This is a genomic window from Cryobacterium sp. TMS1-20-1, assembly GCF_004402355.1.
GTDB lineage: Bacteria > Actinomycetota > Actinomycetes > Actinomycetales > Microbacteriaceae > Cryobacterium > Cryobacterium levicorallinum.
The window spans coordinates 19,184-44,856 of record NZ_SOGF01000049.1; the positions used below are offsets into that span (position 1 = coordinate 19,184).

Sequence of the window (25,673 nt, forward strand, 5' to 3'; positions counted from 1 at the left end):
AGGATTGGCAGATCACTCGTCTAGCGCCTTGAGAAGCGCGTCCTGGGCGTCGCTGTAGAAGATGAATGAGACCTTCGTCGCGACTTCGTCGCTGACGTCCAGGAGTTGACGGCGTGCGGACACCGGTAGCAGAAGAGCTGAGGCGCCCTTCTCCATCGCGTGCTCGGCGAGCGCCGCGGCGTTTAGTACCGTCTCGACCCCACCGCCGAGGGTCAGGTTGCCGACTGTAATCAGCCCGCCACGCACCGACCGCTGAAGCATCGCGGAGGCAAGCGCGAGGAGGATCGGGAGGCCGAGGCCGGCTCCGGTCTTGGCAGCATCGAGGGCTCGGACCTGAGCAGTGAGGTTGTGCTCTCGGGGGTCGCGATCGCCCACGAGTTGTCTCGCTTGGGCGACGAGGTTCTGCTCGGCGACCTTAAAGCTCTCGCGGAGCGTGGCAGGCGCGGCCTGGTTGAGCAGCCCGCGTGCGCCCGAGCCGGGCGTGTCAGCCGCCTCGATCCTGTAGAGCCCGGGGCCGGCATCGCCGCTGCCTTCGGAAATGGCCCAGACTTGACCTGGCGGCAGCGGGTCGATGCCGATCGAGTCGGGACTCGCCAGCTCGGGGGTCGAGACGAACTGCTCGACGCCCTCACCGAGGCGGTAGCCGAACTGCGTGTTCCGGAATTCGGCGGCACCGATACGCCGCTGCTGCTCCTTGACGCGACGACGGGACTCTAGCGCGATGCGCACCGCCCATTCGAGGTCTTCGTCGGAGATAGCGGACTCCGCGTCGGGATACAGTAGCTTGAGCAGCCCGTCGACGGTCTTGTTCACCGCCGAGAGGTCACGGCCAGACAACGCGTCGGAGTAGTTCACGCGACCTTGGATCGACGTAAGCCGCGACTGCTCCCGGAGTCGCGACCAGCACTCGGAGAGAAAGTCGCTCACGAGTCCGAAATGGTGGGTGAAGTACGTGGGATTGAGCTGCGGCACGTCCCAGCCCGGTAGGTAGGCGTGGATGCGGTCCATGAACGCTGTGTCGTCTCGCATCTCCGGCGGCAGGGGCGAGAGCAAATGGCCGATGCGCTGCTGATGAGCGACATCAACGTCGAAGTTGCCAACCAACACGATCGAGCCGTCAGCACGGATAGACTCACGGCCGCGGGAGAACTCGCCCGACTCCATGTAGCCCTTCATGATGTTGACGCCGTCCTTCTGATCGAAGGAGACGCCGGAGACCTCGTCGAAGCAGACCACGTCGTACTGCGCGACGAGGCCGCGCTGGCCCGTCGCGTTATTTACGAACATGCGGGCGACAGTCGCCTTGCCGCCTGAGATCAGATGCGCGTAAGGCGATACCTGCTGGAACAGGTGCGACTTGCCCGTGCCGCGCGGTCCCAGTTCCACCATGTTGAAGTTTCGCTGCACAAACGGAACCATCCGAAGCAGGAGCACGTCCTGCTCACGGTCGCTGAGCTGCGCGGGCTCGAATCCCACCGATCGAAGCAGCAGGTGCTTCCACTGCTGGGTCGTGAACCGTGAGCGGCCTTCGGCCATGCGCGAGAGCGTGTCACGAGTCGAGAGCTGGATGGGGCGCAGCGAGCCGATGGCGAAGGGTTTGCCGTTATTCTCCTCCGCGATCGCAGCGTCGTAGAACAGGTCGACCTCGGCGTAAAAGCCACCAGTAAGCATGCGCTCGTTGTCGCGGACGACGGCGTCGTCGATGCGCACGTCGCGGAGTCCGAGGCTCGGCAATTCGGCGACGTAGGCGTTCGACTTTGCGTCGAGCCGGGCCTTGACGAGATCGATGAGCTTGACGGTCATGCGCTCGCGAGCGCGTGACTTGAACAGTTCCTCCTCGCCCGCCCTCACTGTGCGGTCAGCGAGGAGCCGTCGCACGACCTGGAGTCCCTCTTCGATCTCCTCCGGATCAGTCGTGGCGCAGTAGCGCCCGATGAGGAACTCGCCCACGTAGGTTGGGACGGGATACGCCCCCTTGAACTGTTGCGCAAGATCCTTGCGGACGACGTACCCCTCGAACGCCGAACCTGCGATCTCATCGATCTCGTCTAGCGTGATCGCCTCGGTCATTCGGTGCCTCCCACCGTGGTTTGTCCTTGGGCTAGAACCCCACCGTCTGAGTCGAGAAGCACGACCCACGCGGCTGTCCCTCCGGGGGCCTGTTCTTCATCGACGAGCACTTTGACCTCGCCCGGCTCGGCGGGCGATTTCGGACCGCCCACGACGCTTGAAGCGTCGGCGGGGCGGAGCCGGATCTCGGCGACGATGTCGGCCTCCGCAGGGCTGTAGTCGAGGCGGCATCGCTGTCCGGTCCACCGGACGGCCTCAACCTTGACGGGCGTAACGGCCGTATCGCCGCGCGTCACCGTGACGACCGGAATCACACACTCTTGGAGGCTCAAACCACCGTGCTCGTAGAGGCGGCCCGCCTCGAACGCAGCGGCTCCTGGCGCGCTCGCCATGTCAACGGACGAGTCCCAGGTCCATGGCAGGGTCGGGAAGTCCGGGCGCGCCGCTGTGGCCTTCAACCGAGCCACACGCGGCTTGCGCGCCGCGTCCCCTTCCGTGACCTGCAACGGCAGAGTGACTTTCTGCGCAGCCTGGCCTGACAAGAGGAACCCGTGATCGGTGACTATGACGACCTTCCGCCACCCCGCGTCGAGCAGCCCGCGAACACGCTCCGCAACGAGGTCGAGCTGCCGATCGACGAGGTCCGCGAGTGCATGTCCGTGGGAATGGCCAAGCGAGTCGATCGAGTTTGTCTGTGTCCATGCCTTTCTGGTCGGATCTCCGACCTCGGCGGCGTCCCATTCGAGGAACTGAACACCCGCACTCGCGAGTGCCGAGCGCAGGACCGCGCCCTTGAGGGATCGGCCCTGGTCGTCGGCCGCGTCGAAAGCGGTTCCGCCGCTCACGGTGATTGCGATGGGGGCGACCGCCGGCTGCCCGGTCGGCGTCACGCTGGGGAATGCGGCCAACCGAGTCTCTACGGCGGCGTCGAGCGGTGACAGCCGCCGAGCGAGGCGTGTAGCCAGGTCGAAGCGAAGCGCGTCGACGTAGACGACGGCAGTTCCCGCTCCGATGTCGAGGCCGGTTCGCCCGTGATAATTGGTCACAGCCGCCTTCTGGAAGACCCGCGCGGACTCGTCGACCCAGGGGTCGTAGAGCGCGCCAAGCGCAGTGGCCACTGCGGCCCGGTCTTGCGCGGTCTTGGCCGCCGCGATCGCTCGCAGAGCGAGGTCGTCGATAACGTGCCCTTCATCGCAATACCATGCAACCTGAGCCTTGAGGTCTGACGACGACGCGGCGGTCGCTACACGATCAGCCAGTTCGGCGAGGTGTCCAACAGCCAGCGCGAGCGATGCCTGCCCGAGGGCCGCCCAGACGTTGTCTTCACGCGCCGAGTGTGCGGCAGTGAGTTCGACGATCCGGCCATGCGGGTCTTGATGAATCGCGAGCACTCCGAGCGCATTACGCAATGCCTCTTCCTGGTCGCGATTCCATGAGGGCCACGAGTCAGGATGCGGGTCGGTGTCTCCGAATAGCGGCACGACAGAGGGGCGTGTCTGGTCGAGCAGGCCGGGGATGTTCGGATAGCGCGCTGGGTTCTCCGCGAACCGCTGCCAGACAGCATTCCATTCGCCCGCCCGGCCTCCGAGCTGGCTGGCCGCGGTGAGCGCGCCGTCCTTCTCAGGGCTGAACCCGTAGACGGACTTGCAGGAAGCAATCAGAGCCTGCCATCGCGCGCCTTCGAGCGAGGCCTGCACCGCGTAAGGCTCATTCATCCATTCGAGGAGGGTACGCACCGAGTCATCGAGAACGAAGTGGTGCAGGCGCGACGAGTCGAGTCGGCCCATGCGCTTGAGGTCGTCGATGTCCTCGAAGAGGAACTTGTCCAGTACCTGCGTGAGGGCGGATCTCGTCGCGGCGTCGCCAGCGAGGTCGAGCCCTGCACCCTGCTTTGACGTGAGGAACGAGTGCGGCGTCCACGGCGTCTGGCCGTGGGCGGAGGGCCACCAGTTGGAGCGGATCGCGACCTCGGCGAGCGGCGCCAGTGAGTCATTGAGAGCCGATGCCTCGGCCACGGAACTTCGGCTGACACCAGGCAGGTAGATCACCCACGGGTTACGTTCGTCCCGTTCGGCGAGATGAGCCGGTAGTTCCGCTAACTCGGGCGAGGCAAGAACGGCTCGAAGCCAGAGCGCCGGGCCCTGCGCAGAGTCGGGGTCATACTCGCCGAGCACGAGGATGGGCACCGCCTCCTGAAGGCTGCGGATCACCGGTTCCCATGTGCGCTCGGGGTCGGCCCACAGAACGGCTGCAGGAGCGGAGTTCGCCCCCGCGTTGAAGGCTGCGGCATCACGCAGGGCTTTGGCGACCACGGCACGAACGAGCGTCATTCGGCAACCTCCGTCTGTCGCCGAGCTGCGCGACGCTCATCGAGCGTCGGGTGCAAGTCGTTGTCACGCTCTGAACCATCCGGGTTTGTTCCTCGGTCCTTCCGCCAGTGAACGTTGACCTTCGTGCGAAGCACATCAGCGGTCACAAACGGACGGATGTTCAGGCGGACTCCGTCGTCGACGTCGGGCTCCCACCCAAGAGTCTGCTCGGCCATCGCTTTCCATCGGACGTACACGTCGTAAGGCGGCGCTCCTTCGAGGATGAGTTTGAGCCTGCGCTGGAGGTCCTCAGCGGAGGCCAGGCGTGCATCGGCACCCGCCCTTTCTGCAAGGGCCTCATGCTTCTGTCGGTCGATCCACGCGCCGAGAGATGTGAAGGTCAACTTCTCCAGCATCCGTCGGTCGAGCTTGTGATAGTTGACGATCGCCGAGAATCCGTCCTTCCGACCATCCCAGATATGCCAAAGGAACGGACGGTTGTCGAAAACCTTGACGTGCTGGGCGAAGAACGAGTCTCGAAGCCAGTCTTCGAGCCGCCCGTTCTTGCCGCCCGCGTCGGTCGTGAGCTTTCGCTCGAGTGCACTCGACCAGTGACTGCCATACGCAACCGCAAGCAACTCGCGCAGACGAGTAGCGAGATCCGGTTCACTGGGCAGAGCTACCAGCGCGGCGATGCCATCTGAGTCAGCCAGGCGGTCTAGTGCATCGTCACCGGACTCGGGCCACCTGTACCCGAGAAGCCGGGCCACCGCGACCTGAAGCGGATGTGATGCGGTCGGGACATGTCCATCGAACAACCATTGCGCTGGGTTTTCCCATGAACTACTTGAGACGCCATCAGGGAACAACTCAACTGCCTCTGCTTGCCACTCCATCGGGTCAAACGGGAGTTGTAGCAGAGTCTGCGGCGAGGTCAACTTCCAGGTCGGGCTGATTTTCGCGAGTTCTGATTTCAGCCCACCCGACACCGCGAATGCAGCCAGCGGCAAGAGGTCTCGCTGGTTATTGGGAACGATCGCGAAGCAACTTGAGTCATACATCTCGCCTTGGTAAATGCCTGTTCGCGCTCCGATCTGACTTACGACAACACCACTTCTTCCCCATAGCGGCTTACCCCGTCGCCAGTTCTGAGCCGCGTGGTTGAGGTGCTTCACCGAATCGGCAAGTATAGCCATATCGCCAGTCTCGTTCTCCCAGAGAACAATCTTCTGTCGACCGGTGAAGGATCTATCTCCATTCGGTGAACTGAGCAGAAATTCCCACCTTTCGCCGACTTCAGCCACCTCCCAGAAGTACTTCTCGAATCGAGTCCCGTCGCCCACTGACATCCCGTTCCTTGCGTCGGCAAAGTCACCGATGGTGGAACTAGTCCCCTTCTCTCCGAAATCTTGGTTCGAGGCCACCGCGGCGATCCGACCGTCCACCGATGCCAACCACGCTGCTTGCGACTGGTAAGCGAGAGCGGATGTTCTCAATTGCGCAGGCTTATCCGTGAACGTGGATCCGGACGTATTCAAGATCGCGGCAGCAGTGCCACCCGCCCCCCCAAGAGAGCCAATCAAGAGTACCGGATTCACACGCAATGGGGTCGAAAAGCTGTTCACCCCCAGCAGCGCCAGAAAACTAATGGTGTGATTCAGTAGGAGATGCTGACGGAACCGACGGCCGGCTCGAATGTGCATCCACTCGCTCGGCAGCACCATCGCATAGCTGCCTCCCGGCGCCAATAACGCCTCAGAACGCCGGAGCATCACGAGCGCCAGTTCCCGCTTCGCCTCGTCAAAGTTGGCCTTTACGAAGGACTCTAAGAGCACGGACTGCTTCTCTAACCCGAGGAACGGCGGGTTTGTCGCAACCAGCGTGTACACCCCACCTAGGAGCGTCGCAGCGTTGACAACATCCTTTGCGGTGTGCCCGAGCACGGTTTCCGCCTCCGGGCGGACCGCAAGTGCCTTGAGAAGCGCGTCGTGAATCCGAGACCACTCAATACCTATAGCCAAGTCTCTGCCGAAGAGCGCGCCTTCGTAGGCAACCGGTCGAGGGTCAATCAACGAACCGAGCGTGTCAGCTTCCCGGAAGCTACTGTGCAACTGACCGAGGTGTCCACGGAGCGCTTCGTCGTCACCGGCAAGTGCCTCCCAATCTGAGCGCTTGTCACGAACTGGTACGCCAGCGCACGCAATCTGCGGTGCGGGGAGTGCACGGAACCCCCCTTGCTTCCAGGCCTCCAGTGCGACGTTGAAGGTGGCAATCTGGGTGCAGCGAGGGTCGAGTTCGAGGCCGTGGAGGTTGTCGCGGAGGACCGCGTCCTGTGCCTCGGCCGGCGTCATGCCCTCCTCCTCGGCGCGCATACGCCAGAGCATCCCGAACATGGCGACGAGGAAATGACCGGATCCGCAGCAAGGGTCCATTACCGTCACATCGGCGGCGCGCTTAGGCCAGTCGCTGAATGACCCCGCGGCCGGAGTGCCATCCTCATTGCAACGGAGGTACTCCCACGTGGCGACGAGCGGCGACTCGGGGTGCCGCGCTGCCCACCATGCGCCGAGCGAGTTCTCCAGCAGGAAGCGGACCATGTAGTTCTCGGTAAACAGCTGCGTGACGGGAGACAGATCGGAACCGCCGATTTTGACGCCGGAGTCGTTCACCCGCTTCTTCTCGGCCGTCTGCCAGAACTGATAGACCCAGCCCAGCGCATCTTCGGTCGTGAACACCTCGGCCGGGATTTCCAACAGGAGGCGCTCCAGCGCGTTCCGATGTTCGGCCGCGAACCGCACCTGCACCGCAGGATCCGTCAGGCGGAACACACCGGGCAGGATCTCCGACGCGAATCGAGCAGCGACCGCCCACGCGTCGGGTTCGCCGAGGTCGGGCGCAAAATCGCCGCAGTCCTCAAACGACAACGGGATGTCGCGGTACTCGGGGTGCCGCAGGAGTTCGTTGACCTCCAGGAAGCGCGCGAACAGCAAGCGGTGCCATTGCTCATAGGCGACATCATGAATGAGGTTTGTGAGGGGCGCGCCTGCTCGCGACGTGTCGTCGCCGAGTTGCCGGCCTTTGTCCCGGAGCGCCAGGCGAAGCCCGTTCTGCTCCTCGCTCAGGTAGGCAGGCCTGCTCGGCTCACCGACCGCGAGTGCGCGGAGGGCGTCCTCGGCTGCGCGCTGTGCCGCCTCGCGGGCGCGTTGCGTTTGGGCATCGAGGAAGCGCCGTTGGTCGGAGTTCAGGACGGTAATTGTGGCTTCGGTCATGATCAGCCCTTCACCACGACGGTGTCATTGCTGCTCAGGGCTTCGAGAAGCTGCGTCCGCAGTTCGTCGATGTACCGCTCGACCTCGTCCGAGCTGCTCAGGCTCGCCGTCGAGACGGTGACCGTGACGGTCGTCGCCGCAGGGGTCGTTAGCCGCAGGGCCGCTTCCAGAGCGCGCGAGGCACGCTGCGGGATCGCGTCCAGTTCGGCGGTCCACCCTTGGAGAGGGCGCCCCTGCGCCGTCGCCAGTACAGCCGATGGATCGGCCAGGTTGGGCTCCGGCTCCGCAGTGAGGTGGTGATCCGCGAGGAGCGACGCGCGTTGCGCCTGTTCAAGCGGCTTCCATGCGGACTGTGCTTCGAGGCTTTCGACGGCCTGCTTGCGGGCGTCCCTCAAAGCGCCCGCAGCTGAGTGGATCGCGTCGCGAAGCGCGTCGGCCAGGTCCTTGACGATCGGGGCGACAGGGTCGGCGTCAGCGAGCAGATCGCGGCTTGCGAGCAGTGCGTCGAGGCGGTTACGTACGGCCGACGCGGTCTCTAATCCGGCAGAGGAGGTGGCGAGCGACCGCGCGAGCGCCAAGGCTGTGGTTCGGCTCCTGGTGCGGCGCTCAAGCTCCCCGAGCCTGTCGCTGAAGCTCGTGAGTTCGTCTCTCGCGCGCAGCAAGGCGTGCACTCGGTCGTTGCCGGAACTGCTGATGATGATCTGGATGTTGCTCGGGACGCTGATGTCCGGGAGCGGCGCCGGTCCGCTAACGTTTTTCGCGCGTTGAACGAGCGACGTCACGGCCCGCTCGACCGCCGAGACGAGTCCATCGTTATCGGTCGGGAACCCGAGGGTGTTCAGCACCTGGCGCCCCTGAATCTTCTCGGCAGGTTTGAGAACTGTCACTTCACGGCGGAGCTGCACATTGCCGAGGCGGGTCTGCTTGAGCACGTCGGTAGTCGTTGCTTCGCTGCCGTTGAGCGTCGCTCGGATCAGCCCGGTGTCGAGGAGTACACCGAGGGCAGCCATGAGCGCGTCCCTCGGCCAGCCGAGCGGTTTCGAGGTGACGGCCTTCTCGACGTCGTTCGCGGAGGTTCCAGTCGAGCCGATGTGGCTGAGCACCTCTTTGATGACGCGATGCTGCTCAGGGTCGGCGTCGTGGTGGACGGCCTTGAGGGCATCAGCCGCCGACCCGCTCTTGATCCTGGCGATCACCTGCGGCCAGCGGTTGTCGTCTGCCTCGGCGAACCTCGGGAACAGCCGCGTCGCGGCGTCCTGTGCGCCAGCTTCGATCCGTTCGCGCAGGCTGACTCCGCTGGGCGCCGTCCCGCCGCCGAGGAGAACGTTCGCTTTGGAGGTGACGTCGCGGACATGAGCATTCACCTGGTCCGTCGCGCGGTTGAGGCGGGTCTGCATCGCACTCCTGGCTTGCTTGCCCTCATCGTCCTGCGGAATGCCCTGCTGGTCGATCACTCGCTGTGCAGCGAGCTTGTTGCGTACCGCCGCTGCGAACGCGGGGGCCTGGAGTCGGGGAACGTGGACGAGGATGATCGGCGAGTCGACGCCAAGGCTGCGGGCGGCCTCATCGAACTGCTTCGTCGTGATTCCTTCGTCCCACTCTGAGCGGAGCCATACCGGGATCGCCTCGGAGTCGGGCGGGAGCGACGCATCGGCATGCAGGGCAAGCTTGCGCGATTCCTTGGCACGCCCCTGCTGGATCGAAGCGGGCAGCGACCGACCGACTTCCGAGAGCAACAGCGAATCACGCTCAGTGCTCACCTCGCTGTCGGTGACCTGGGCGTGGTGCCTGCGGAACGCCTCGTCCCAATCGCGGCCCGCCTTCGTCTGAAGACGGAACTCCTCGCCGTCCTGCTGGATGATACCCTCCTCGGCGAGTGCTTCGAGCACGGCAGGCACTTCTTGCCGAAGCCTGTCGCCATCGTGGGCAAGGTCTTCGACGAGCAGGTCGACGAGATGGTCCGCCGAGGCGCGCACGCCAATATCCCCATGCCCCGAGGTCGGGAGCAGACCGATGAGATGGATCAGGCCGAGGACGCGCCCACGCAGGGCATTCTTCTGCCACTGCTCGTGGATCAGCGTCTGCGTCTCCTTGAGGAGCAGCCCCGCGCCGTTCAAGTCTTCATTCTTCTGGGAGTAGAGGAAGTCCGCACCAACCACGGTGCCCAGTGGCTCGGGCGCTACCTTGCGGTTCGCCTCGTGCACGATCCGGAGCTGGGAGCGCAGCTGTCCGGCGCGGCCGGCGTCGGCCTGGCGGAGCACGCTCTCCCAGAATCGACGCCGCACAGGAAGCAGCGGGTAGTCCTCGGCGAGATCCTTGTCGTCCTCCGCGGTGTGCTGAATCTTGCTTCCGATGAGCTGCCGGGAAATCTGCCCAGCGACCGACGCGAGCGTGCTGTCGAGACCCGGCTTCTTCGCGGGCTCTTTGCTCAGCAGCACACGACGGACGACGGCATCGACATCCTGATTCTTGAGCACGACCTTGACGGTGAAGCGGTCCTGGATCTTCTGGAGTGTCGAGTCCGCCGTCAACTCCTGCTGGCCCGTGGCGACGAGCAGCACGCGACCATTGAGTTCGCGGGATACCGACTCGACGAGGTTCTGCACCTCCATGGCGCGGCCGCCGTCGCCACTGATGTACTGCTGAACCTCGTCTAGAACGATCAACGACGGCGGGATCTGACCACCGCCGGCGTATTCAAGGATCTTCTTGAGCAGCGCGACGGTCTCGTCAGTGGAGAACGACCTTATGTCCGGCGGGAACTGGCTGCGAAGCGCGGCACGCACATCCTTCGCTGATGTGGCGAACTCCGCATCGGAGGCGAGGATAGCCTTCGCGAGCCGCGTGCTGAGGTTGTACTCGCCAAGTTCCTCGATGAAGTCGCCACCGTTGGCCGTGATGTGGTCGCGGACGGCGGCGAAGTGCCCGTTGCCTGCAAGCCAGAGAGCCACCTGGGCGGGCGCGACTCGCGTAGGCAGCCCGGCCGCCCCGAGGACGATGGAGAGGAACACCGAATTGAGGGTGTCGCCGCTCCGGTCGAGCGCACCTGCGGCTGCCCACGGTACGGCGCCATCCCGGCGGCCGAGCATGGTCAGCTCCGTCAGCTGGTCCTGGATGCCTTGCGGGATGTTGGTCAGGCCCCGCGCGGTCGCACCGTTCGGGAAGTTCGTGTCGGCCCACAGGTGCTGAAGCACACGGACGAGGTGGGACTTACCGCTGCCATAGAAGCCCGAGACCCACACGGCAGGCTGCGTCGTCCTGTTCCGGTGGCCGGCGTACGAGTCAAGGATGCGCTGAAGGCCGTGCTCGTACTCGCCCTCGCAGACGAAGCTCTCGAGCTCGTACTTGAGGACATCCCACTGGTTGGCGTCCTCGGGACGGTCGACGTTGGTGACACCGTCGTTCGGAATCTCGAAGCTCAGCGGGTGCCGAATAAACAGGTCGTTGTTGATCGTCACGTGAGGTCCTTCTGAGGATCGATGACGCGGGCGCGGTAGTTGAACCCGTCGCGCGCGTCGAGCAAGCGGAATGAGTGAGTTTCCGGGTCGTGAAGCCCCGGAAAGAGTACAAGGAGGCGGCCGGTGACAGCAGAATCGACCGACTTGATCACGCTCGACGCACGCAAGAACGGGAAGATCGAGCCGATACCGACGAGCGACACGACGGCGTCTGCGGGAGCCGCTTCGAGTGCCTTGCGGATGCGCGCGACCAGTGTCGTCTCGAACTGATCGAGGATCGACTGCATGAGGTCGCTCGGCTCCTCGTAGAACGCCTCCGCGTGCCGGTGTGTAGACAGCCAGTGCCCGAAGTCGTCGGTGACATCGAGGACGATCCAGTCGCGGCCTGCCTGGGTCGTCGCCAGCCCCAGGTTCGGCAGCGAGTGCCGCATTTGCCGCTCCAGGTCCGGCGGGTAGACGAGCATCCAGACGCGCTCACCGCCCGAAACGTTGTCCTTCCACGTCAAGGACAACTCGGCTCTGTAGGCATCAACGAGATCGGAGACACGGCTCATGCCACACCGCCCAAGGCAGGGAACGACACATCAACCACGTTGCCCGCTACGAGCAGGTCGAGGAGCCCCTGGGTGTGCGCGTAGCGCAGCGCATCCAAGGAACGCCCCGGAGCAATCTCGAGGATCTGTGACCACGGGTTATCGAGGACGCCAAGCCCGCGTCCGCCCGCCAGGTGCCCCAGGTAAGCGGCGTAGGCGATGGCTGCCGGTTGGGCGTTCAAGGCAGTGCGAATCTTCTTGGCGCGCCCGGCAAGATGGCCGGTTTGGGTCCAACAGGCACCGGTGTTGCGACCGGTCTTTCCGAGTGTTGACTCCGACAACTCGCTGCCGAACTGTGCTGTTATGGCTTCGGTGAGATCAGCCGAGGAAACACTCGCCCCCGCGGGCAGGTCAGCGATCGCACCAAAGGAAGCGCGGAACACCTCATCTCGGGTGAAAGCCAAGAGCCCGGCCAGGAGCGGGCGAGACGAGCGATCGAGATCCCAGAAGTGCCGCAGTGCAGTGAACTCCGTGCAACCCGGGTCGAGGAAGTACAGCTCGCGCAGGTGGCGGAACGATCGAAGCCTCCCCGCTTGTGTTGGGCGCCCGAGGACGTTGCCATCGACCACGGCCTCACGGTACCGCTCCGCGGGAGCGTCCAACGGCACTTCCTGCAGAAGCTCCACGAGATGGGAAACGCCGATTGTGTGGCTGGCGGTCGTCCGGAGCGTACCGAGGGCAAAGCTGTTCCCAGCAGTTTCGGAACTCGTCATCTCTCGGCATTCACCCCATCGCACACAGATAGTGGATCAATCTTCAACAGATTTGGGACTCCACCTTGCAACGTGGCACCCTTCTTCACAGATCCCATTGCATCAGGAGCCTCCGACAATCGAGCAATCACGAGTCGCTCTCTCCCGTTATTGCACCGCCGCGGCGAACCCAGTCGTCGATCTCGCTCGACTGGAACTTCCAGAGTCGTCCGATCTTGTGAGCGGGCATGTCTTTCTCGGCGATCCAGGTGTAGACGGTGTCTTTGGTGACGCCAAGATGAACGGCAATGTCGTCGGCTGAAAGCCACGGCTCGGTCACATCAGTCCTCCATCTCGGCCCGTGCGGGCCGACATTCCCGATGATAGCGGAGTTGTACCTTTTGAGCCTGGTTTATGCGGGTGTGATCGAGGACCCGCCGCGCGACTAGACGCAGACCTCAGCCGCCGTCAGAGTTGACGTGCGCTGAAAGCCACGCGGTGACCGTGGATCGCCAGCGTTTGGGGTCGGAGTTCCACGACAGGGTGTGGCCAGCTGTGAAGGCTTCGAGGTCAACGAGGTCGGGGCGCAGGTCGCGAAGTTCTTGCGATACCCGAATCGGAGAGGAGTCGTCTCCGGTCCCGTGGATGATCAGTGTGGGCACAGCGAGTTCTGCTGCGCGTGCGACCCAATCAAGACTTTGAAGAGGTAGGGTCGTTGGCAAACCCACCAGGTTAGACAGCGGGCGGAGCGCGAGCCACGGGATAGCAAGGATGCCTGTTGCCGCGGGCAGCCCGCTACGAACGCAATTGGCGTTGATCACTGCGACCCAGTCGAGCACGGGCGACTCGAGCACCAGCCCGACGACGACGCCGCGAAGTTTTGGGGCGGCCGCAAGTTGAAGTGCAATGGCCCCGCCCATCGACCACCCGAACAGGATGATGCTCTGGGCACCGTTCTCGCGGGCGTAGTCCACGGCCGCGCGCACGTCATCGACCTCTGCGGCACCGAGCTCGGACCTACCGGTCCCCACGCTGGGACCGTCACCGTCGTTCCGATACGTCACCACGAGCGACGTCAACCCGGCCTCCGAGGCGACTTGCACGCCGCGCAGGGTTCCGGCGCGCGTGCTTCCGAGTCCGTGGATGTGGATGGCCCATGTGGTCGATGGGGAGCCTGGGGGCGTGATGAGCCAGGCGGGCGCGGGGCCGACATCCGTTTGTATTTCGACATCCGTTGCATGGAGGCCGGCATCTGCTGGAGTCTGAAAGTAGATGCCACTCCAGGATGCTCGTTGGCCGGCGGCCACGCCGGGCAACAACTCCCCCACGACCTCGCGACCGACGAGATGCGGCCCGCGATCTTCGACTTTCGGGGACAGCCGAACCCAGCCGCCGTTCTCGACGATGAGGCAGTAGTCGCCGGGCGCGGCGGTGCGCGGCGAACGATCAAGGACGACGATGGGGTGCTCCCCCGTGTGATCCACGCCTCTAATTGTCAGGTCGTATCTTCGCCCACCTGCCGGGGCGGTCAGTCGCCTCGCGATCACGAAACCGAGCCCTCCGAGCGCCACGCTTGCGCCGACCAGCGTGCTAGCCAGGGCCCAGGCAGCCTTCATCGTTGGCGCAGCCCTTCTCCAGGGGAAACGATCGGCACCGAGCCGGTCGGCCCGGCTCCGAGCAGGTGGCATTCGGCGCGCTCGACGAGCTCCTTGTCATGATCGCTCACGTCGAATGACACCCGCGTATCGATCATCGCATCGCGAATCTCAACGACCTGGCGATGGAGCAGAGTCTCGTGCCCGCCGATATCGAACGCAACATGCTGGTTCTGGCTGATTCCCGGCCGTACGGTTGTCGCTTTGGCCCAGATCGGTTCGAGTTCGCCGAGGAGCCTCCGGGTCGTCCGTTCGCGAGATCTGGCCTGCAAGGACCGGGCTGCGGGCTGACTGGCGAACCCGAGGCAGAGGAGGAGGAAGGTCAGGATGTGTAGCGGTTCATACGCGACGGAGACTGCTGCCATCAGGAGGAGATCGCCGACCACGTGGGCGAGATCCATGATGATGACGACGACGCTCAGCGCGACCCCGAAAGCGCTTCCCAGGATCAGAGATACCGGCGGTAACCGCTGGGCACCCTCGCTGCTTCGGAGCTGCCGTGAAGCGAGCGCGGCCATCGCGGCGAGGACGATCCCGTAGTAGATGAATTGGATCATCGAGTAGGCGGCGGCAGCAGGTTGCTCGCCAAGCTCAAGCATGAAGCTGGTCGTGGTACCGCCACGATTAATAAGCAGGAACGTGGTGACCGCGCCGATGAGCGCGGCCACGAGCGTGAACCGGCCGAGCGCGAGCCGGACAGCCCACGTTTGATGCTCGGATGCTCTCATCACTCCGCGACCCAGGAAGAAGACGCCAACCATCAACGTCGCGTCCGCCACGAGGGATACCAGGTTGGCGCCGCCGGCGAGCGGGTCGAGCACCCAGTAGACCTGATCGGTATTCAGCGTCATCGCGATCGCGATCGTCAGCGCGGCGTAGCTGATGTTGCGCTCTGCACGACCCCGCCGAAGGATAAGCAAACTCGCGACGAGCAGCCACATGAGGGCGGAGACCAGGACGGCGATCATCCGAAGATCTCCAAGTATCGGGAGGAATGCAGTGTCGATCCCCTAATTGCCGCGGCGAGGTGGTCAGCGAGGGTCTCAGCTTGGACTTCTTTGTCGGTGTCGAGATCTTGGCGCTTGAGCAGTCGACGCCGAGTCTGCGGCGGGATGTCCGGCAGCAGATAGTCGCGCGTGTCAAGATCGTCGTCGACATCGTGACCCAGGATCAAGTGCGCCAATTCGTGCAGCACGAACTGCTGCCGATGCAGCGCCGAATCACTGTGCGCATGAAGAATCACGTCTTCGCCATCCCTCATGAGCGAAACGGCGCATAAGCCGTCGTGAACGCCGAGTCCCGCGAGTTCGACGATGCGCAGGCCACGCTGCCGACTGCGCTGCACCGCACCGACCAACTCATCGAACGTGAATGTCTCGCCCAGGGCGAGTTCGGCCAGCGCGGGCACGCTCACTTCGTTGTTCACTGCCTTGTCACTTCCCTCCGGACCTGTGTATGGCTCAATCTGCCTTGGAGCGCTCGCCTGCTTCTGCCAAGTCTTGCGAGATCTCCGCATCTAAGAATTTGCTGATCGCCTGAAGCGCGTTCGGGGAAATGTCGCCGAGGGTCCGGGCCGCATACGTTTTGACGCGCGCGGAGCGCATTGCCCGCACTAGATCGAGTTGAGCGCTCACCTTGGCAGGGATCTCGGCGCCGTCCGAGCCGACGAGGAACGCAGGGTCAACGTCGAAGAACGCGGCCAGCCCTTCGAAGAGTGGGCGGTCTTGCACGTACCGGTGACCGTTCACCACGTAGGTCCATCTCGACCGCGAGAGGTTCGTTCCGCGCTCTTGGAGGAACGCGGCAATCTGCGTAAACGTGGGCTCGCTGCCCGTCTCGGCTTCGGCGACGTCGAGCAGCAGCCGGAGGCGCTTTGCGAGATCCTCTGCGGCTGTCGTGCTGTCGTCTTCGATCATGTGCGGAACCATGGCTCCTCTGGCGATGAACGGATGCTCGGGTCGTTGAGAGTGCTCAATATACCCGTTGAGCATGATCAACGCAAGGGTTGCGCATGCTCAAATCTGGTGGTAAACCAATCCCTGAATCGTAAATTGAGCATGCTCAAACACGAGGCCCCTCGCTGAACGCGCTGGCACGGCGAGGTGCACCTCTCTGTCATCCACGTGGGCGTGGCATCCACTCGGGAAGGTGGTCATTGTGTCTTTGGAATCGCACTCGCGAGAGGAGCGAGAGCAGAAGCTCACCGAACTTCACGAACGTCTGGTCACCTCGGTCGATGCCCTTGTCACTGGCAACGAGTGGAAACAGGCGCTCGTGTTCGCCGCCCGCTTCCGCACACGCTCGTTCAACAACACTCTCCTGATCTGGGCGCAGCATTCCGCAGCGCACGAACGCGGACTCGTGTCGGCGGAGCTCCCCAGCTACGTCGCCGGCTTCCGACAGTGGAATGCGCTCGGGCGTCACGTGGTCGCCGGCCAGAAGGGCTACATGATCCTCGCGCCCGTCACCGCGCGCTTTGCATCTTCCTCCCCCGCCGACGTGCGTTCATGGCGGAGGCTCAAGCAAAACGAGCGACCTCGCGCCGGTGAGCTCGTGCGCCAGCAGATGGTCGGCACCCGACCGGCATACGTCTGGGACGTCTCGCAGACCGCGGGTGCGCCGATCCATGAACGTCCCGCGCCGAGACTCCTCAGCGGCGAGGCGCCCAACGGTCTCTGGGATGGCCTCTCCGCGTTGGTCCGGGACGCCGGGTTCACCCTGCTGCCGACAGCGAATGCCGCGTCGCTCGGCGGAGCAAACGGGCGCACCGAGTTCCACGACCGAACGGTCTCGGTGCGCGCCGACATGGATCCCGCCGCTCAGGTGAAGACACTCGCCCATGAGCTGGCTCACATTCGGATGCACCGGCCCGACGCCGATGCGCACGCTCACCGCGGAATCGGCGAGGTCGAAGCCGAGTCGGTCGCCCTGATGATCGGCGCGGTCCATGGCATGGATACGAGCGACTACACAATCCCGTACGTGTCCGCCTGGGCGAGTTTGGTGCCGGGCAAGACCGCTACCGAGGTCGCCCAGGAGACGGGCGAGCGCGTGCGTCGCGTGGCCGTGGCGATCCTCGACCAGCTCCAGACCGATCAGATGGGTGCCGTCGATCCCCTGGTGTTTGATCGTGAGAAGCCCACGCAGAATCTCGCGGTCGCGAGGGACTCCAGCGAGCTGTCGGGTGTGCGGCTCGGAGCCAGGAGTCTCTGATGGATATCGCCGAAGTGCTCATGAACTCGAACCGACTCACCACACGGGACGCCGCGCTCGTGTTCGCCCGGGCGGGCTTCCCGATCTTCCCCTGCGTGCGCGACGGCAAGCGCCCGCTGACCGCTGCGGGATTCATCGACGCGAGCTGCGACATCGACCAGGTAGGCGCGTGGTGGGCTCGCTGGCCCGGCGCGAACATCGGGATGCTCACCGGCAGCGTGTCGGGTGTCGACGTCGTCGATGTTGACGTGGCACAGACCATTTCGGGCTTCGACGCTTTCGAGCGTGCCAGCGCCGCCGGGCTCGTGGACGGAGATCTAGCCCGGGTGCGCACGCCATCCGGAGGCATGCACGTCTATTTCCCCGCATCCGCTGCCCATCCGCAGCGCTGCTGGCAGTCTGCGGCCGCGCACATCGATTTTCGTGGCAACGGCGGGTATGTGGTCGTGCCGCCCTCGACCTTAATGCGGCAGAACGGCCGAGTCGGCTACCGCCTCGTCACATTGTCCGCTGCCGGCTCCAAGCCAGTGGATGCCGCGGCCCTGCGCAGTCTCGTCGACCCGCACGCGCTTCGAACGGCATCACGGCCGGAGACAGCGGGCGTGCCCGAGTCGACCCGGCTGGCGCAGTGGGTGGGCAGGCTGCAGGAAGGCGAGCGGAACAGCGGATTGTTCTGGGCCGCCTGCCGCCTCGCCGAGGCCGGCTTCACACCCGCAGCTGTCCAAGCGGCGCTCGCCCCGGCGGCGCAGAGCGCCGGCCTCCCGGAGACGGAGATCACCGCCACGATCAGGTCCGCGAACCGACGGTCTGGCGAAGGCCCGCGCGATCGGCCAGAAAGCCAAAGGCGGGACCGACCATACCCGGGGAGCGGACGAGGCGACGGACCATGGCTGGCGTAACGAAGCATCCGTCGAGTCGATGCAACGCGCACCCATGCAGGGAAGCGTCGTCACTCCTGATGTACAGAACAACGATGTGAGGGAGAGCACAAGCCATGGACGAAGACGACTTCGAGGCGTCACACCGCGCACCGAGCCTCGCCATCGACGGTGAGGCCTCGCCTCACGTCGCGTTGACTCACGGCGGCATCGCCGATCCCCGGCGCACCCGCGCAACGATGCCCGAGAGGCGTGCTGCCCGCCTCGGCCTCGAATGGGTTCGAGCCTCGGATTTGCTCAGCATCGGCGGTGCCCGTGTTGCCGGTCGCGGCATGGATTTCGAGGCCGAGCTCGCTCGGCGGCTGCGGCGAGCGCCCTCCACCATCCGTCGGTCGATGCGCGAACGAGCCGACCGGCTCCCTCCCCTCTCCGAGTTCGGACAGTCGGGCGAGCGTCCACCAATGTCCCGGCACGGGCTTGGGCGGCGCTGACCATGAGCATCCTGTTGAGGACGGCAGCACACACCAATTTGACAGGAGGTAGCGCGATGGACTGGCAAACTCAGCGGGACAAGGAATCGAAGTCATTCCGCGAGTCGGAAGGCCTTCGAATCTTGCTCGCCCGACTTCAAGCCAACGGCGGCGTCAGGTGGCGAACGGACCCCGAGGCATCCGAACTCATGCGGTTCGCCGCCCGGCGCTACGCGGGGTTGGCACGAAAGCACGGTCTCGATCCTTGGGAGGCCGCCGCGGCTGCATACGATGCAATGCGGGCATCGTCGACACTCCGTGCCGACGACCCGTGGGCAATGGTCACCCGAGCAGTGCAGGTGACCTGCATCGCGGAGGAACGCGCCCAGGGTCTCCTGTGCTCCGTGCACCAGGCGCGCCGGCCCAAGGTCTCTGCCTTCCACGATGCCGAACGCTTCAGCGATCGCGCGCACGCCCTCACGGACTATCACCCCGCGTTCAGAACCAGTCCGGCCGACGCGCATGCTGACGATCCACCACGGGTCGAGGTCGCCGCGGCGGTCGAAGACGCGATCATGATGTTCACCCTGCTCGATTGGCCGGCCGACCGTGCGCGCAATGGCGTCGAGTATGTATGCGGCCGACTCGCGGACGCACCATCACGTGCCTCCGCGTACGAGTCCCTGCGCCGCGACTACCCCGCCCGTGCGCTCCTCGACGTTCCGCAGCGAGCGTGGATGGCAATGCTCCGAGCACTTCTGGGCAGCGGCAACCCCCTGCAGGCGCACACCAAAGCCAGCCACGGCATCCTGCTTCGTCTACTCCTCGGCGAGCCACTTCGCGCCTTGTTCCACGACGACGACCTGGTCGCCGACATCGTCAACAACGTTCCCGGGGCGCGGGTATGACCAGCACGCCCGGCCACATCGAACTCGAGCGGTCGATCGACTCCATCCGGATCGGATCGCGGCATCGCACCGACCTCGGCGACATCGACGCCCTCGCCGCCTCGATCGAGAAGCAGGGGCTCCTACAGCCGATCACCGTCACGCCCGACGGCACCCTCGTCTGCGGCGCCCGCCGCCTGGCCGCTCTCCGGCAGCTCGGGGTACGCAAGCTCAACGTGTGGGTTCGCTCCGGCATTTCGGATGGGCTGGCCCAACTGCTCGCAGAACAAGACGACAACGCCCTCCACAAGACCCTCAGCCCGACTGAAGCGGCCACCCTGTATCGCGAGGTGAAGCTGCTCCTCGCGGAGGACGCACGGCGGCGTCAAATAGCGTCACGATTCGGCGCGAAGCAGGGGAACCCCCTTTCAGACGGTGCTGCCACCGTGGCAGCACCGGTGACCTCCCTCGATGGCTACGCCCGGGCACGGGCCGCGCTACTCGTGACCGGGACACGCTCGTACACGACGCTCGAACGCATCGGCTACCTGCAGCGCATCGTCGACGATGAGAGTCTCGACGAGGCACTCCGCCGCCTCGCGACCACTGAGCTCGACTTGATTAGCAACGGCGGCTCGGTCACCGCTGCGCACCGCCGCATGAAGACTCAGCTGGCTTTCGCCGAACTCGAGCAGCTGGCAGCGGATGCCGCGCAGCCGGCGATCATCCGCAACGCCGCGTCGGCAGGAGCTTCACAAGTGCACGCCGCCAAGACCACCCAAACCGACATCGAGCTCGAACAGCTGGCCCGAGAAGCGCTCGCCCGCGCCAAGACGGCCTCGAAGGCCAAGAACAGCCGGCCGGCCACCTCCAACGACTCCAATCTGCCCGTGCGGTCGTTCGTCTTTCTCTGGAAGGACCTCCACGAATGGTGGCTCCACTACGACTACGCCGAGATCGTTTCCGAGCTCACCGAGGAGCAATGGGAGCAGTTCGAAGCGACACTTGCCGGGACCGTCGCGTTCGCCGAGCGGATGCGCTCCCTTCGTGACAGCTCACGCGGAGCGGCTCAGGTAGCCACACGATTACTTTCCCGCTGAGGCCCCGCCCTAACTCTGAGGAGATCACAATGCATTTCACCCACCGGCGTCGCCTGGTTATCGCGATCGTCAGCAGCGGCATCGCCCTGATTGTTCTCATCGTCGTCGGCTTGTTCGGGCTACTCCGTGGGCCCGACAAGCCGAGCGAGGCCGCGCGGCCGGCGCCCGCAGCATCCGCTTCACCGGTGCCCACGGCCCGCCCCGATCAGCCGCCGCCGATTCTTGCGACGACAGACCCCGAGAAGTTCACACGCAGCGTCGCGGGTGCGCTCTTCAACTGGGACACGCGTGACCGAGTCGGCCTCTCCGACTGGGCGCAGGTGGTGGTCGACGTCGCCAATACGGAGGAAGCACCCGCCGTGGCCTCCGATGTTCGGGACTATCTCCCCGCCGCTCAGATCTGGCAGCAACTCACCACGTACGGCACACGGCAATGGCTCGAAATCGAATCCGTCACCGTGCCCGAGGCGTGGTCAACCGCGCTCCAGCAAGCAGCGCCGGGGCAGATACCGCAGGGCGCCACGGCACGCACCGTCACGGGAACCCGTCATCGGGAAGGCACGTACAACACGCAGGCCCAGCAAACGGAGCGACCAGTGACGTTCACGGTCTTCGTAGTCTGCCCGGCCCACGAGACGTGCACACTGCTCCGGCTGTCCCAGCTCGACCACCCTTTGGAGTAAGGCCGAGTGATGAAGAAGCTCATCGGCCTCGTCGCGGTGCTTACGCTCGTCGGCCCACTCATCGGCCTGGTGGGCGTGGCCGCTCTCACCAATCCGGCCGCGACCTCCTGCGGATCGGGGTCGCTCGTCGTCAGCAGCATCCCCGAATCGCTATCCGCTCGAACGCGAGACGGCCGATCGATCACCCTGAATAGAGCCCAGCTGACCCATGCCGCCACGATCACGACCGTCGGCGCGCGGTATGCCGACGTGGGACAACCGGGAGTGGTCATCGCATTGATGGCCGCGCTCACCGAATCGACGCTGCGCATGCTCGCCAACCCCAGCGCATTTCCGGAGTCCGCGACGTACCCGAACGACGGGGTCAGCGCCGATCATGATTCCCTGGGCCTCTTCCAAATGCGGCCGGTCTCGGGCTGGGGAACAGTCGCCGAGCTCATGCGCCCGGAGTACCAGGCACAGGCTTTCTTCGGCGGACCCTCGGGCCCCAACGCCGGCTCGCCACGCGGGCTGCTCGACATCGCAGGCTGGCAGGCCTTCGACCCGGGTGCCGTTGCGCAGGCAGTCGAGGTCAGTGCCTATCCCGATCGGTACCAGAACTTCCAGCCCGTCGCCGAGTCGGTCCTCTCCGCGCTGACGCGGGCGCCGTTGGCGAGCGCAGTTGGCTCTGGGTTGACCATTGCCGAGACCTCGCGGGTGGTGTTCCCGCTTCCCGCCGGCACGTACACAAACACCGATAGCTTCGGGTGGCGCACCGACCCCTACAGCGGCGCCCGGAGGTTCCACGCGGGCAGCGACCTCGCGGCACCCCTGGGCACTCCGATCTTCGCTGTCGCCGACGGCGTCGTCAGCTTCGCCGGGCGACGTGGCACCTACGGCGGGCTGATCACCATCGAACACACGGTCGGCGGCCAGCGCGTCACCTCGTACTACGCCCACCTCTACGACTACGGCATCCACGTCGCGGACGGCGACACTGTGGCCGCCGGCCAGCACATCGGCGACGTCGGCTCCGCGGGCAAGTCAACCGGCCCGCACCTCCACCTCGAGATCCACCCCGGCGGCGCGAGCCAACCCGCAGTCAACGCCGTGGACTGGCTCACCCAGCACGGTGCCACCGGCCTGGCCGGTGCCGGGGTCGCCGCGGCCAGATGCGGAAAGGTGAACTGAGATGGACGTATTCCCCGACTTCGGAGCCGTCGGCGGCGCTTCGGAATTGAAAAGTATCGTCGGCGCGATGCTGACCTTCGTGCTGATCATGTCGGTGCTCATGATGCTCACAAGCGGGGTCACCTGGGCGCTCGCATCGGCGCATGGCAATTTCCAGACCGCCTCGCGAGCCCGGGTCGGACTCTGGGTCGCCTGCGGCGCAGCGGCCCTCGCGGGCGCGGGCGTCGCCTGGGTCAACTTCCTGCTCGGAGTCGGCGCCACGCTCTGACAAGCAAGTCCATTCCAAAGCGAGAGCGACCCGGACCCTTGTGTTTTCGTCGCATTGGGCGACTCACTACTAAAACGAGGAATACGGTCATTCCACCAGAGGTCAGCGATCTGAAAGTTGCGGGGAAGTCAAGAGCGGCAAAGTCAAGTGGTCAGGGCAACGCGGGGGTTTTTGCTTCGAGAAGTAGCTGGTTGAGGCGGTAGGCGGGGGTTTCGAGGTTGAGGGTGGGGCGTGGGCGGCGGTTCAGCTTCGCCGCGACGCGCTGGAGGTCGTCGGGGGTGTGGGTCGAGAGGTCGGAGCCCTTCTCGAACCAGAACCGCAGGAGACGGTTGGTGTTCTCGTTGCTGCCGCGCTGCCAGGGAGAGTGCGGGTCGCAAAAGTAGAGCGTCAGATCGAGGGCGGTCTGGATCTGGGCGTACTCGGCCAGCTCCGTTCCGCGGTCCCAGGTGACGGAGCGACGCAGGTGCTCGGGAAGCTTACCCATCTCGCGGATCATCGCCGCAGCGACCGTGTCAGCGCTGTGATCGCCGGGCAGGTGGAGCAGGATCACGAACCGGGTCGAGCGCTCCACAAGGGTGCCAATCGCGGTCCCGTCACAACCGATGATGAGGTCCCCTTCCCAATGGCCGGGGATGGCTCGATCGGCTATTTCGGGCGGCCGGTCACTGATCTTGAGTGCTTCTTTGTAAGGGCTGTTTTTGTGCCGGTCAGCGCTGTGCGACACCCGCTTCTTCCGCTTCAAACTGAGTTTCTCAGCCAGGTCTGCCCGCAGACTTCCGCGGGTTTGCACATATAACGCCTGATAGATCGTCTAGTGGCTCACCTGCATAGTCTCATCCTCGGGACAGTAGAACGCCAACATGCTGGAGATCAGTTTCGGGCTCCAGCCGTCGTCCATCCACACCGCGATCAGGCTGCACAGCGGCTCGTTCAGGGCCAGCTTCAACGGCTTGGGCCGATGCCGCGCCTGATGCGCTTTGGTATGCGCCGCCGACGCGTAATACACCCCGTCCGCACCCATATTCCGGTTCACCTCCCGCCAGACCACAGACTTGTTTCGACCGATCGATTTCCCGATCTCGGCATAGCTGAGCCCGCTGCGCCGGCCCATCTGAATCATGCCTCGATCAAACGCGGTCAACGTCCGGTCGCCGGCAATATCCACGTCCGGCGCTGGATCGACGAGGCCACCGTGCATGCCCATATTGATGCTCATCCGCCCAGACTGCGACCACCACGCCGTCCCGGTCGCACCTGCCGCTCCGACACGCCGGGCAGCACGATCGATCGACATCCCCGCACACACGAGATCAATGAACTCAGTGCGAGTATTCGGCGGAAACAACTTGACCATAAAACGCTCCAATCACTAGAGCGTTGCTACGACCATATGACTTTGCCAGCGATTGATGCCTCGAATCTTTAGACTGCCTAGGACACCGGCAGCGTCTTTGACCCATAGCCAACAGTCGACTGCCATGGACAGCGTTGGCCAATCCTGGGCGGCGGAGCATGTGTAGAGTGAACGCAGCGGGATTGAGCTAATACAAAGGCTGGCAATGCCAGGGTTTTCTCAATTGGTCGCTCACTGCGTTAGGGGAACAGCGTGAAATTGCCTGGATGGTTGCGTCGCAAACCGAAGCCAGCAGAGATGGTGAGCGCATATGCAGTCTTCACTCCTGGGGCACCCGCTGTTCTGAACTTCGTTCCTCGAGTAACTCCGGTTTCCCTGTTGGAAGCCGCGATGGCTACGCCTGGTATCCAGGTCATTGTCTACGGGGAAAGTGGCTCCGGTAAATCCACACTATTGAAGAATGAGCTCGCAAAACACTACAGCAGTCCCATTACGACCAGGTGTACTGCGACTTCCTCCTTCGATGGCATGCTGTTGCAGGCCTTCGACGCTCTTGACCACTGGGTCATAAGCGAAAAGACTAGTGGTTCACTGTCGGAATCGTCGGCGGAGCTGGCCGCCTCTATCAAAGGTATCCGAGCCAGTGTCGGGCATCGAGAAAGCACGTCGGACGGTGACACGAGGACGCCGCTGCTGCCACCGCAGCTAACTCCTCAGAAGCTGGGCGAGCTTATCGGCCAATCTGGCCAATGTTGGCTCATCGAGGATTTTCACAAGGTCCCTGAGGCTGAAAAGGTTTTCTTGGCGCAGACGATGAAGGTGTTTTCTGACCTTGGAGGAGATCATGAACGACTGAAAGTCATCGTGGTTGGGGCCACAATCTCTGCTCGGGATGTGGTGGCATATGACCCCGAAATGCGGTCTCGGATCTCGGAAATCTTTGTGCCTCCACTCAGCGATGCCGAAATTCGGACCCTCATTTCACACGGCGGCCAATTAATGAATGTCGATTTCGGAGAAGTGACCGAAGGAATCATAAGGAACTCGTTGGGGAGTGGAAGCGTGGCTCATCAATTGGCCCTCAACTGCTTGCTGGCAAGAAATATTAAACGACGGCAGTTTGAGAAGATCACGCTTCAAGAATCTGATCTGCGGGATGCCGGCACCCGTTACGTCCAAGCTTCGTCGGCGACGCTGCGTTCGCGTTTCGACAAAGCTGTCTACCGGGCACAATCGACGGGTTACGACAATTGCCGACTCATCCTTAGCGGACTAGCGTTTTCGGACGTATCCGGGTCGCTTCATGGCGATCTTCTTTCAACAATTCATCATCAGGAACCAAAATATCCATCCGGAAACCTAACCACCTACCTGCGACAACTAGCTACGGACGATCGCGGACGCGTAGTCCGAAGGAATCAGGATGGGCGAATCAGCTTCTCGGAGCCCCTACTCCACACCTACGCACGATTGATGCTGCTCCCAGCTGGGTCAACCGACGAAGGTGACATTTTTGCCAGTGATCTGCGAAGAATGTCCATCACGATCCAGGGGGCAAAAGTCGACTTTTACTAGTGTCTGCGTCGGAAGTTCCGTAGGAGTGA

20 protein-coding genes and 1 pseudogene are annotated in these 25,673 nt (G+C 64.1%); 9 read left to right on the plus strand and 12 right to left on the minus strand.

Translation table 11 applies throughout. The features are described 5' to 3' along the window. Nucleotides 1-12: 12 nt before the first annotated feature. The 11 genes from brxL to E3O45_RS10220 form a co-directional block, all read right to left on the minus strand. Complete coding sequence (gene brxL / locus E3O45_RS10170) at nt 13-2,070, minus strand: protease Lon-related BREX system protein BrxL (protein ID WP_166789458.1); 2,058 nt, start codon at nt 2,068-2,070, stop codon at nt 13-15. After that, nucleotides 2,067-4,400: a BREX-1 system phosphatase PglZ type B gene (gene pglZ, locus E3O45_RS10175; RefSeq protein WP_134443301.1), complete on the minus strand. Its 2,334-nt coding sequence runs from the start codon at nt 4,398-4,400 to the stop codon at nt 2,067-2,069. The genes brxL and pglZ overlap by 4 nt, the downstream gene beginning before the upstream one ends. Beyond that, entirely contained in the window at nt 4,397-7,648 is a 3,252-nt protein-coding gene (locus E3O45_RS10180; RefSeq protein WP_134443302.1) for a hypothetical protein, read from the minus strand. The genes pglZ and E3O45_RS10180 overlap by 4 nt, the downstream gene beginning before the upstream one ends. A gap of 2 nt (nt 7,649-7,650) precedes the next feature. Beyond that, nucleotides 7,651-11,106 (minus strand): BREX system P-loop protein BrxC, encoded by a 3,456-nt coding sequence (gene brxC / locus E3O45_RS10185; RefSeq protein WP_166789459.1) that lies wholly within the window; start codon nt 11,104-11,106, stop codon nt 7,651-7,653. Further along, complete coding sequence (locus E3O45_RS10190) at nt 11,103-11,660, minus strand: BREX protein BrxB domain-containing protein (protein WP_134443304.1); 558 nt, start codon at nt 11,658-11,660, stop codon at nt 11,103-11,105. The genes brxC and E3O45_RS10190 overlap by 4 nt, the downstream gene beginning before the upstream one ends. Continuing rightward, nucleotides 11,657-12,412 carry a hypothetical protein gene (locus E3O45_RS10195; protein WP_134443305.1) on the minus strand — a complete coding sequence of 252 codons (756 nt, stop codon included), beginning with the start codon at nt 12,410-12,412 and terminating at the stop codon, nt 11,657-11,659. Before E3O45_RS10195 ends, E3O45_RS10190 begins: the two co-directional genes overlap by 4 nt. Before the next feature lie 127 nt (nt 12,413-12,539). Then, nucleotides 12,540-12,731 (minus strand): helix-turn-helix domain-containing protein, encoded by a 192-nt coding sequence (locus E3O45_RS10200; RefSeq protein WP_134443306.1) that lies wholly within the window; start codon nt 12,729-12,731, stop codon nt 12,540-12,542. 118 nt (nt 12,732-12,849) lie between these two features. Beyond that, the gene (locus E3O45_RS10205) at nt 12,850-13,875 is read right to left on the minus strand and encodes a S9 family peptidase (protein ID WP_241985313.1); all 1,026 of its coding nucleotides are present in this window, start codon (nt 13,873-13,875) and stop codon (nt 12,850-12,852) included. A gap of 128 nt (nt 13,876-14,003) precedes the next feature. Beyond that, entirely contained in the window at nt 14,004-15,014 is a 1,011-nt protein-coding gene (locus tag E3O45_RS10210) for a DUF6545 domain-containing protein (RefSeq protein WP_134443308.1), read from the minus strand. Continuing rightward, complete coding sequence (locus tag E3O45_RS10215; protein WP_241985314.1) at nt 15,011-15,472, minus strand: ImmA/IrrE family metallo-endopeptidase; 462 nt, start codon at nt 15,470-15,472, stop codon at nt 15,011-15,013. Before E3O45_RS10215 ends, E3O45_RS10210 begins: the two co-directional genes overlap by 4 nt. Before the next feature lie 34 nt (nt 15,473-15,506). Then, entirely contained in the window at nt 15,507-15,962 is a 456-nt protein-coding gene (locus tag E3O45_RS10220; protein ID WP_134443310.1) for a hypothetical protein, read from the minus strand. A 241-nt stretch (nt 15,963-16,203) separates the two neighbouring features. Here E3O45_RS10220 and E3O45_RS10225 point away from each other — a divergent pair, with 241 nt between their 5' ends. The 8 genes from E3O45_RS10225 (at nt 16,204) to E3O45_RS10260 (ending at nt 22,715) form a co-directional block, all read left to right on the plus strand. Next, nucleotides 16,204-17,259: an ArdC-like ssDNA-binding domain-containing protein gene (locus E3O45_RS10225; RefSeq protein ID WP_134443311.1), complete on the plus strand. Its 1,056-nt coding sequence runs from the start codon at nt 16,204-16,206 to the stop codon at nt 17,257-17,259. Beyond that, nucleotides 17,259-18,158, plus strand: a complete 900-nt coding sequence (locus E3O45_RS10230) for a bifunctional DNA primase/polymerase (protein ID WP_134443312.1) — start codon at nt 17,259-17,261, stop codon at nt 18,156-18,158. The genes E3O45_RS10225 and E3O45_RS10230 overlap by 1 nt, the downstream gene beginning before the upstream one ends. Before the next feature lie 95 nt (nt 18,159-18,253). Beyond that, nucleotides 18,254-18,628 (plus strand): hypothetical protein, encoded by a 375-nt coding sequence (locus tag E3O45_RS10235; protein WP_134443313.1) that lies wholly within the window; start codon nt 18,254-18,256, stop codon nt 18,626-18,628. Nucleotides 18,629-18,684: 56 nt separating this feature from the next. Further along, on the plus strand, nt 18,685-19,515 hold the full coding sequence (locus E3O45_RS10240; RefSeq protein WP_134443314.1) for a hypothetical protein: 831 nt from the start codon (nt 18,685-18,687) through the stop codon (nt 19,513-19,515). Continuing rightward, the gene (locus tag E3O45_RS10245) at nt 19,512-20,594 is read left to right on the plus strand and encodes a ParB N-terminal domain-containing protein (protein ID WP_134443315.1); all 1,083 of its coding nucleotides are present in this window, start codon (nt 19,512-19,514) and stop codon (nt 20,592-20,594) included. Before E3O45_RS10240 ends, E3O45_RS10245 begins: the two co-directional genes overlap by 4 nt. 29 nt (nt 20,595-20,623) lie before the next feature. Next, nucleotides 20,624-21,277, plus strand: coding sequence for a hypothetical protein (locus E3O45_RS10250; RefSeq protein ID WP_134443316.1), 654 nt, complete (start codon nt 20,624-20,626; stop codon nt 21,275-21,277). A gap of 9 nt (nt 21,278-21,286) precedes the next feature. Further along, complete coding sequence (locus tag E3O45_RS10255) at nt 21,287-22,447, plus strand: M23 family metallopeptidase (RefSeq protein ID WP_134443317.1); 1,161 nt, start codon at nt 21,287-21,289, stop codon at nt 22,445-22,447. 1 nt (nt 22,448) lies between these two features. After that, nucleotides 22,449-22,715, plus strand: coding sequence for a DUF6112 family protein (locus E3O45_RS10260; protein ID WP_134443318.1), 267 nt, complete (start codon nt 22,449-22,451; stop codon nt 22,713-22,715). Nucleotides 22,716-22,866: 151 nt separating this feature from the next. On the opposite strand, the pseudogene E3O45_RS18430 reads toward E3O45_RS10260, so the two are convergent. Next, nucleotides 22,867-24,069, minus strand: a pseudogene (locus E3O45_RS18430) (IS30 family transposase). A 252-nt stretch (nt 24,070-24,321) separates the two neighbouring features. Here E3O45_RS18430 and E3O45_RS10270 point away from each other — a divergent pair. Further along, nucleotides 24,322-25,644 carry a hypothetical protein gene (locus E3O45_RS10270; protein WP_134443319.1) on the plus strand — a complete coding sequence of 441 codons (1,323 nt, stop codon included), beginning with the start codon at nt 24,322-24,324 and terminating at the stop codon, nt 25,642-25,644. Nucleotides 25,645-25,673: the final 29 nt, after the last annotated feature.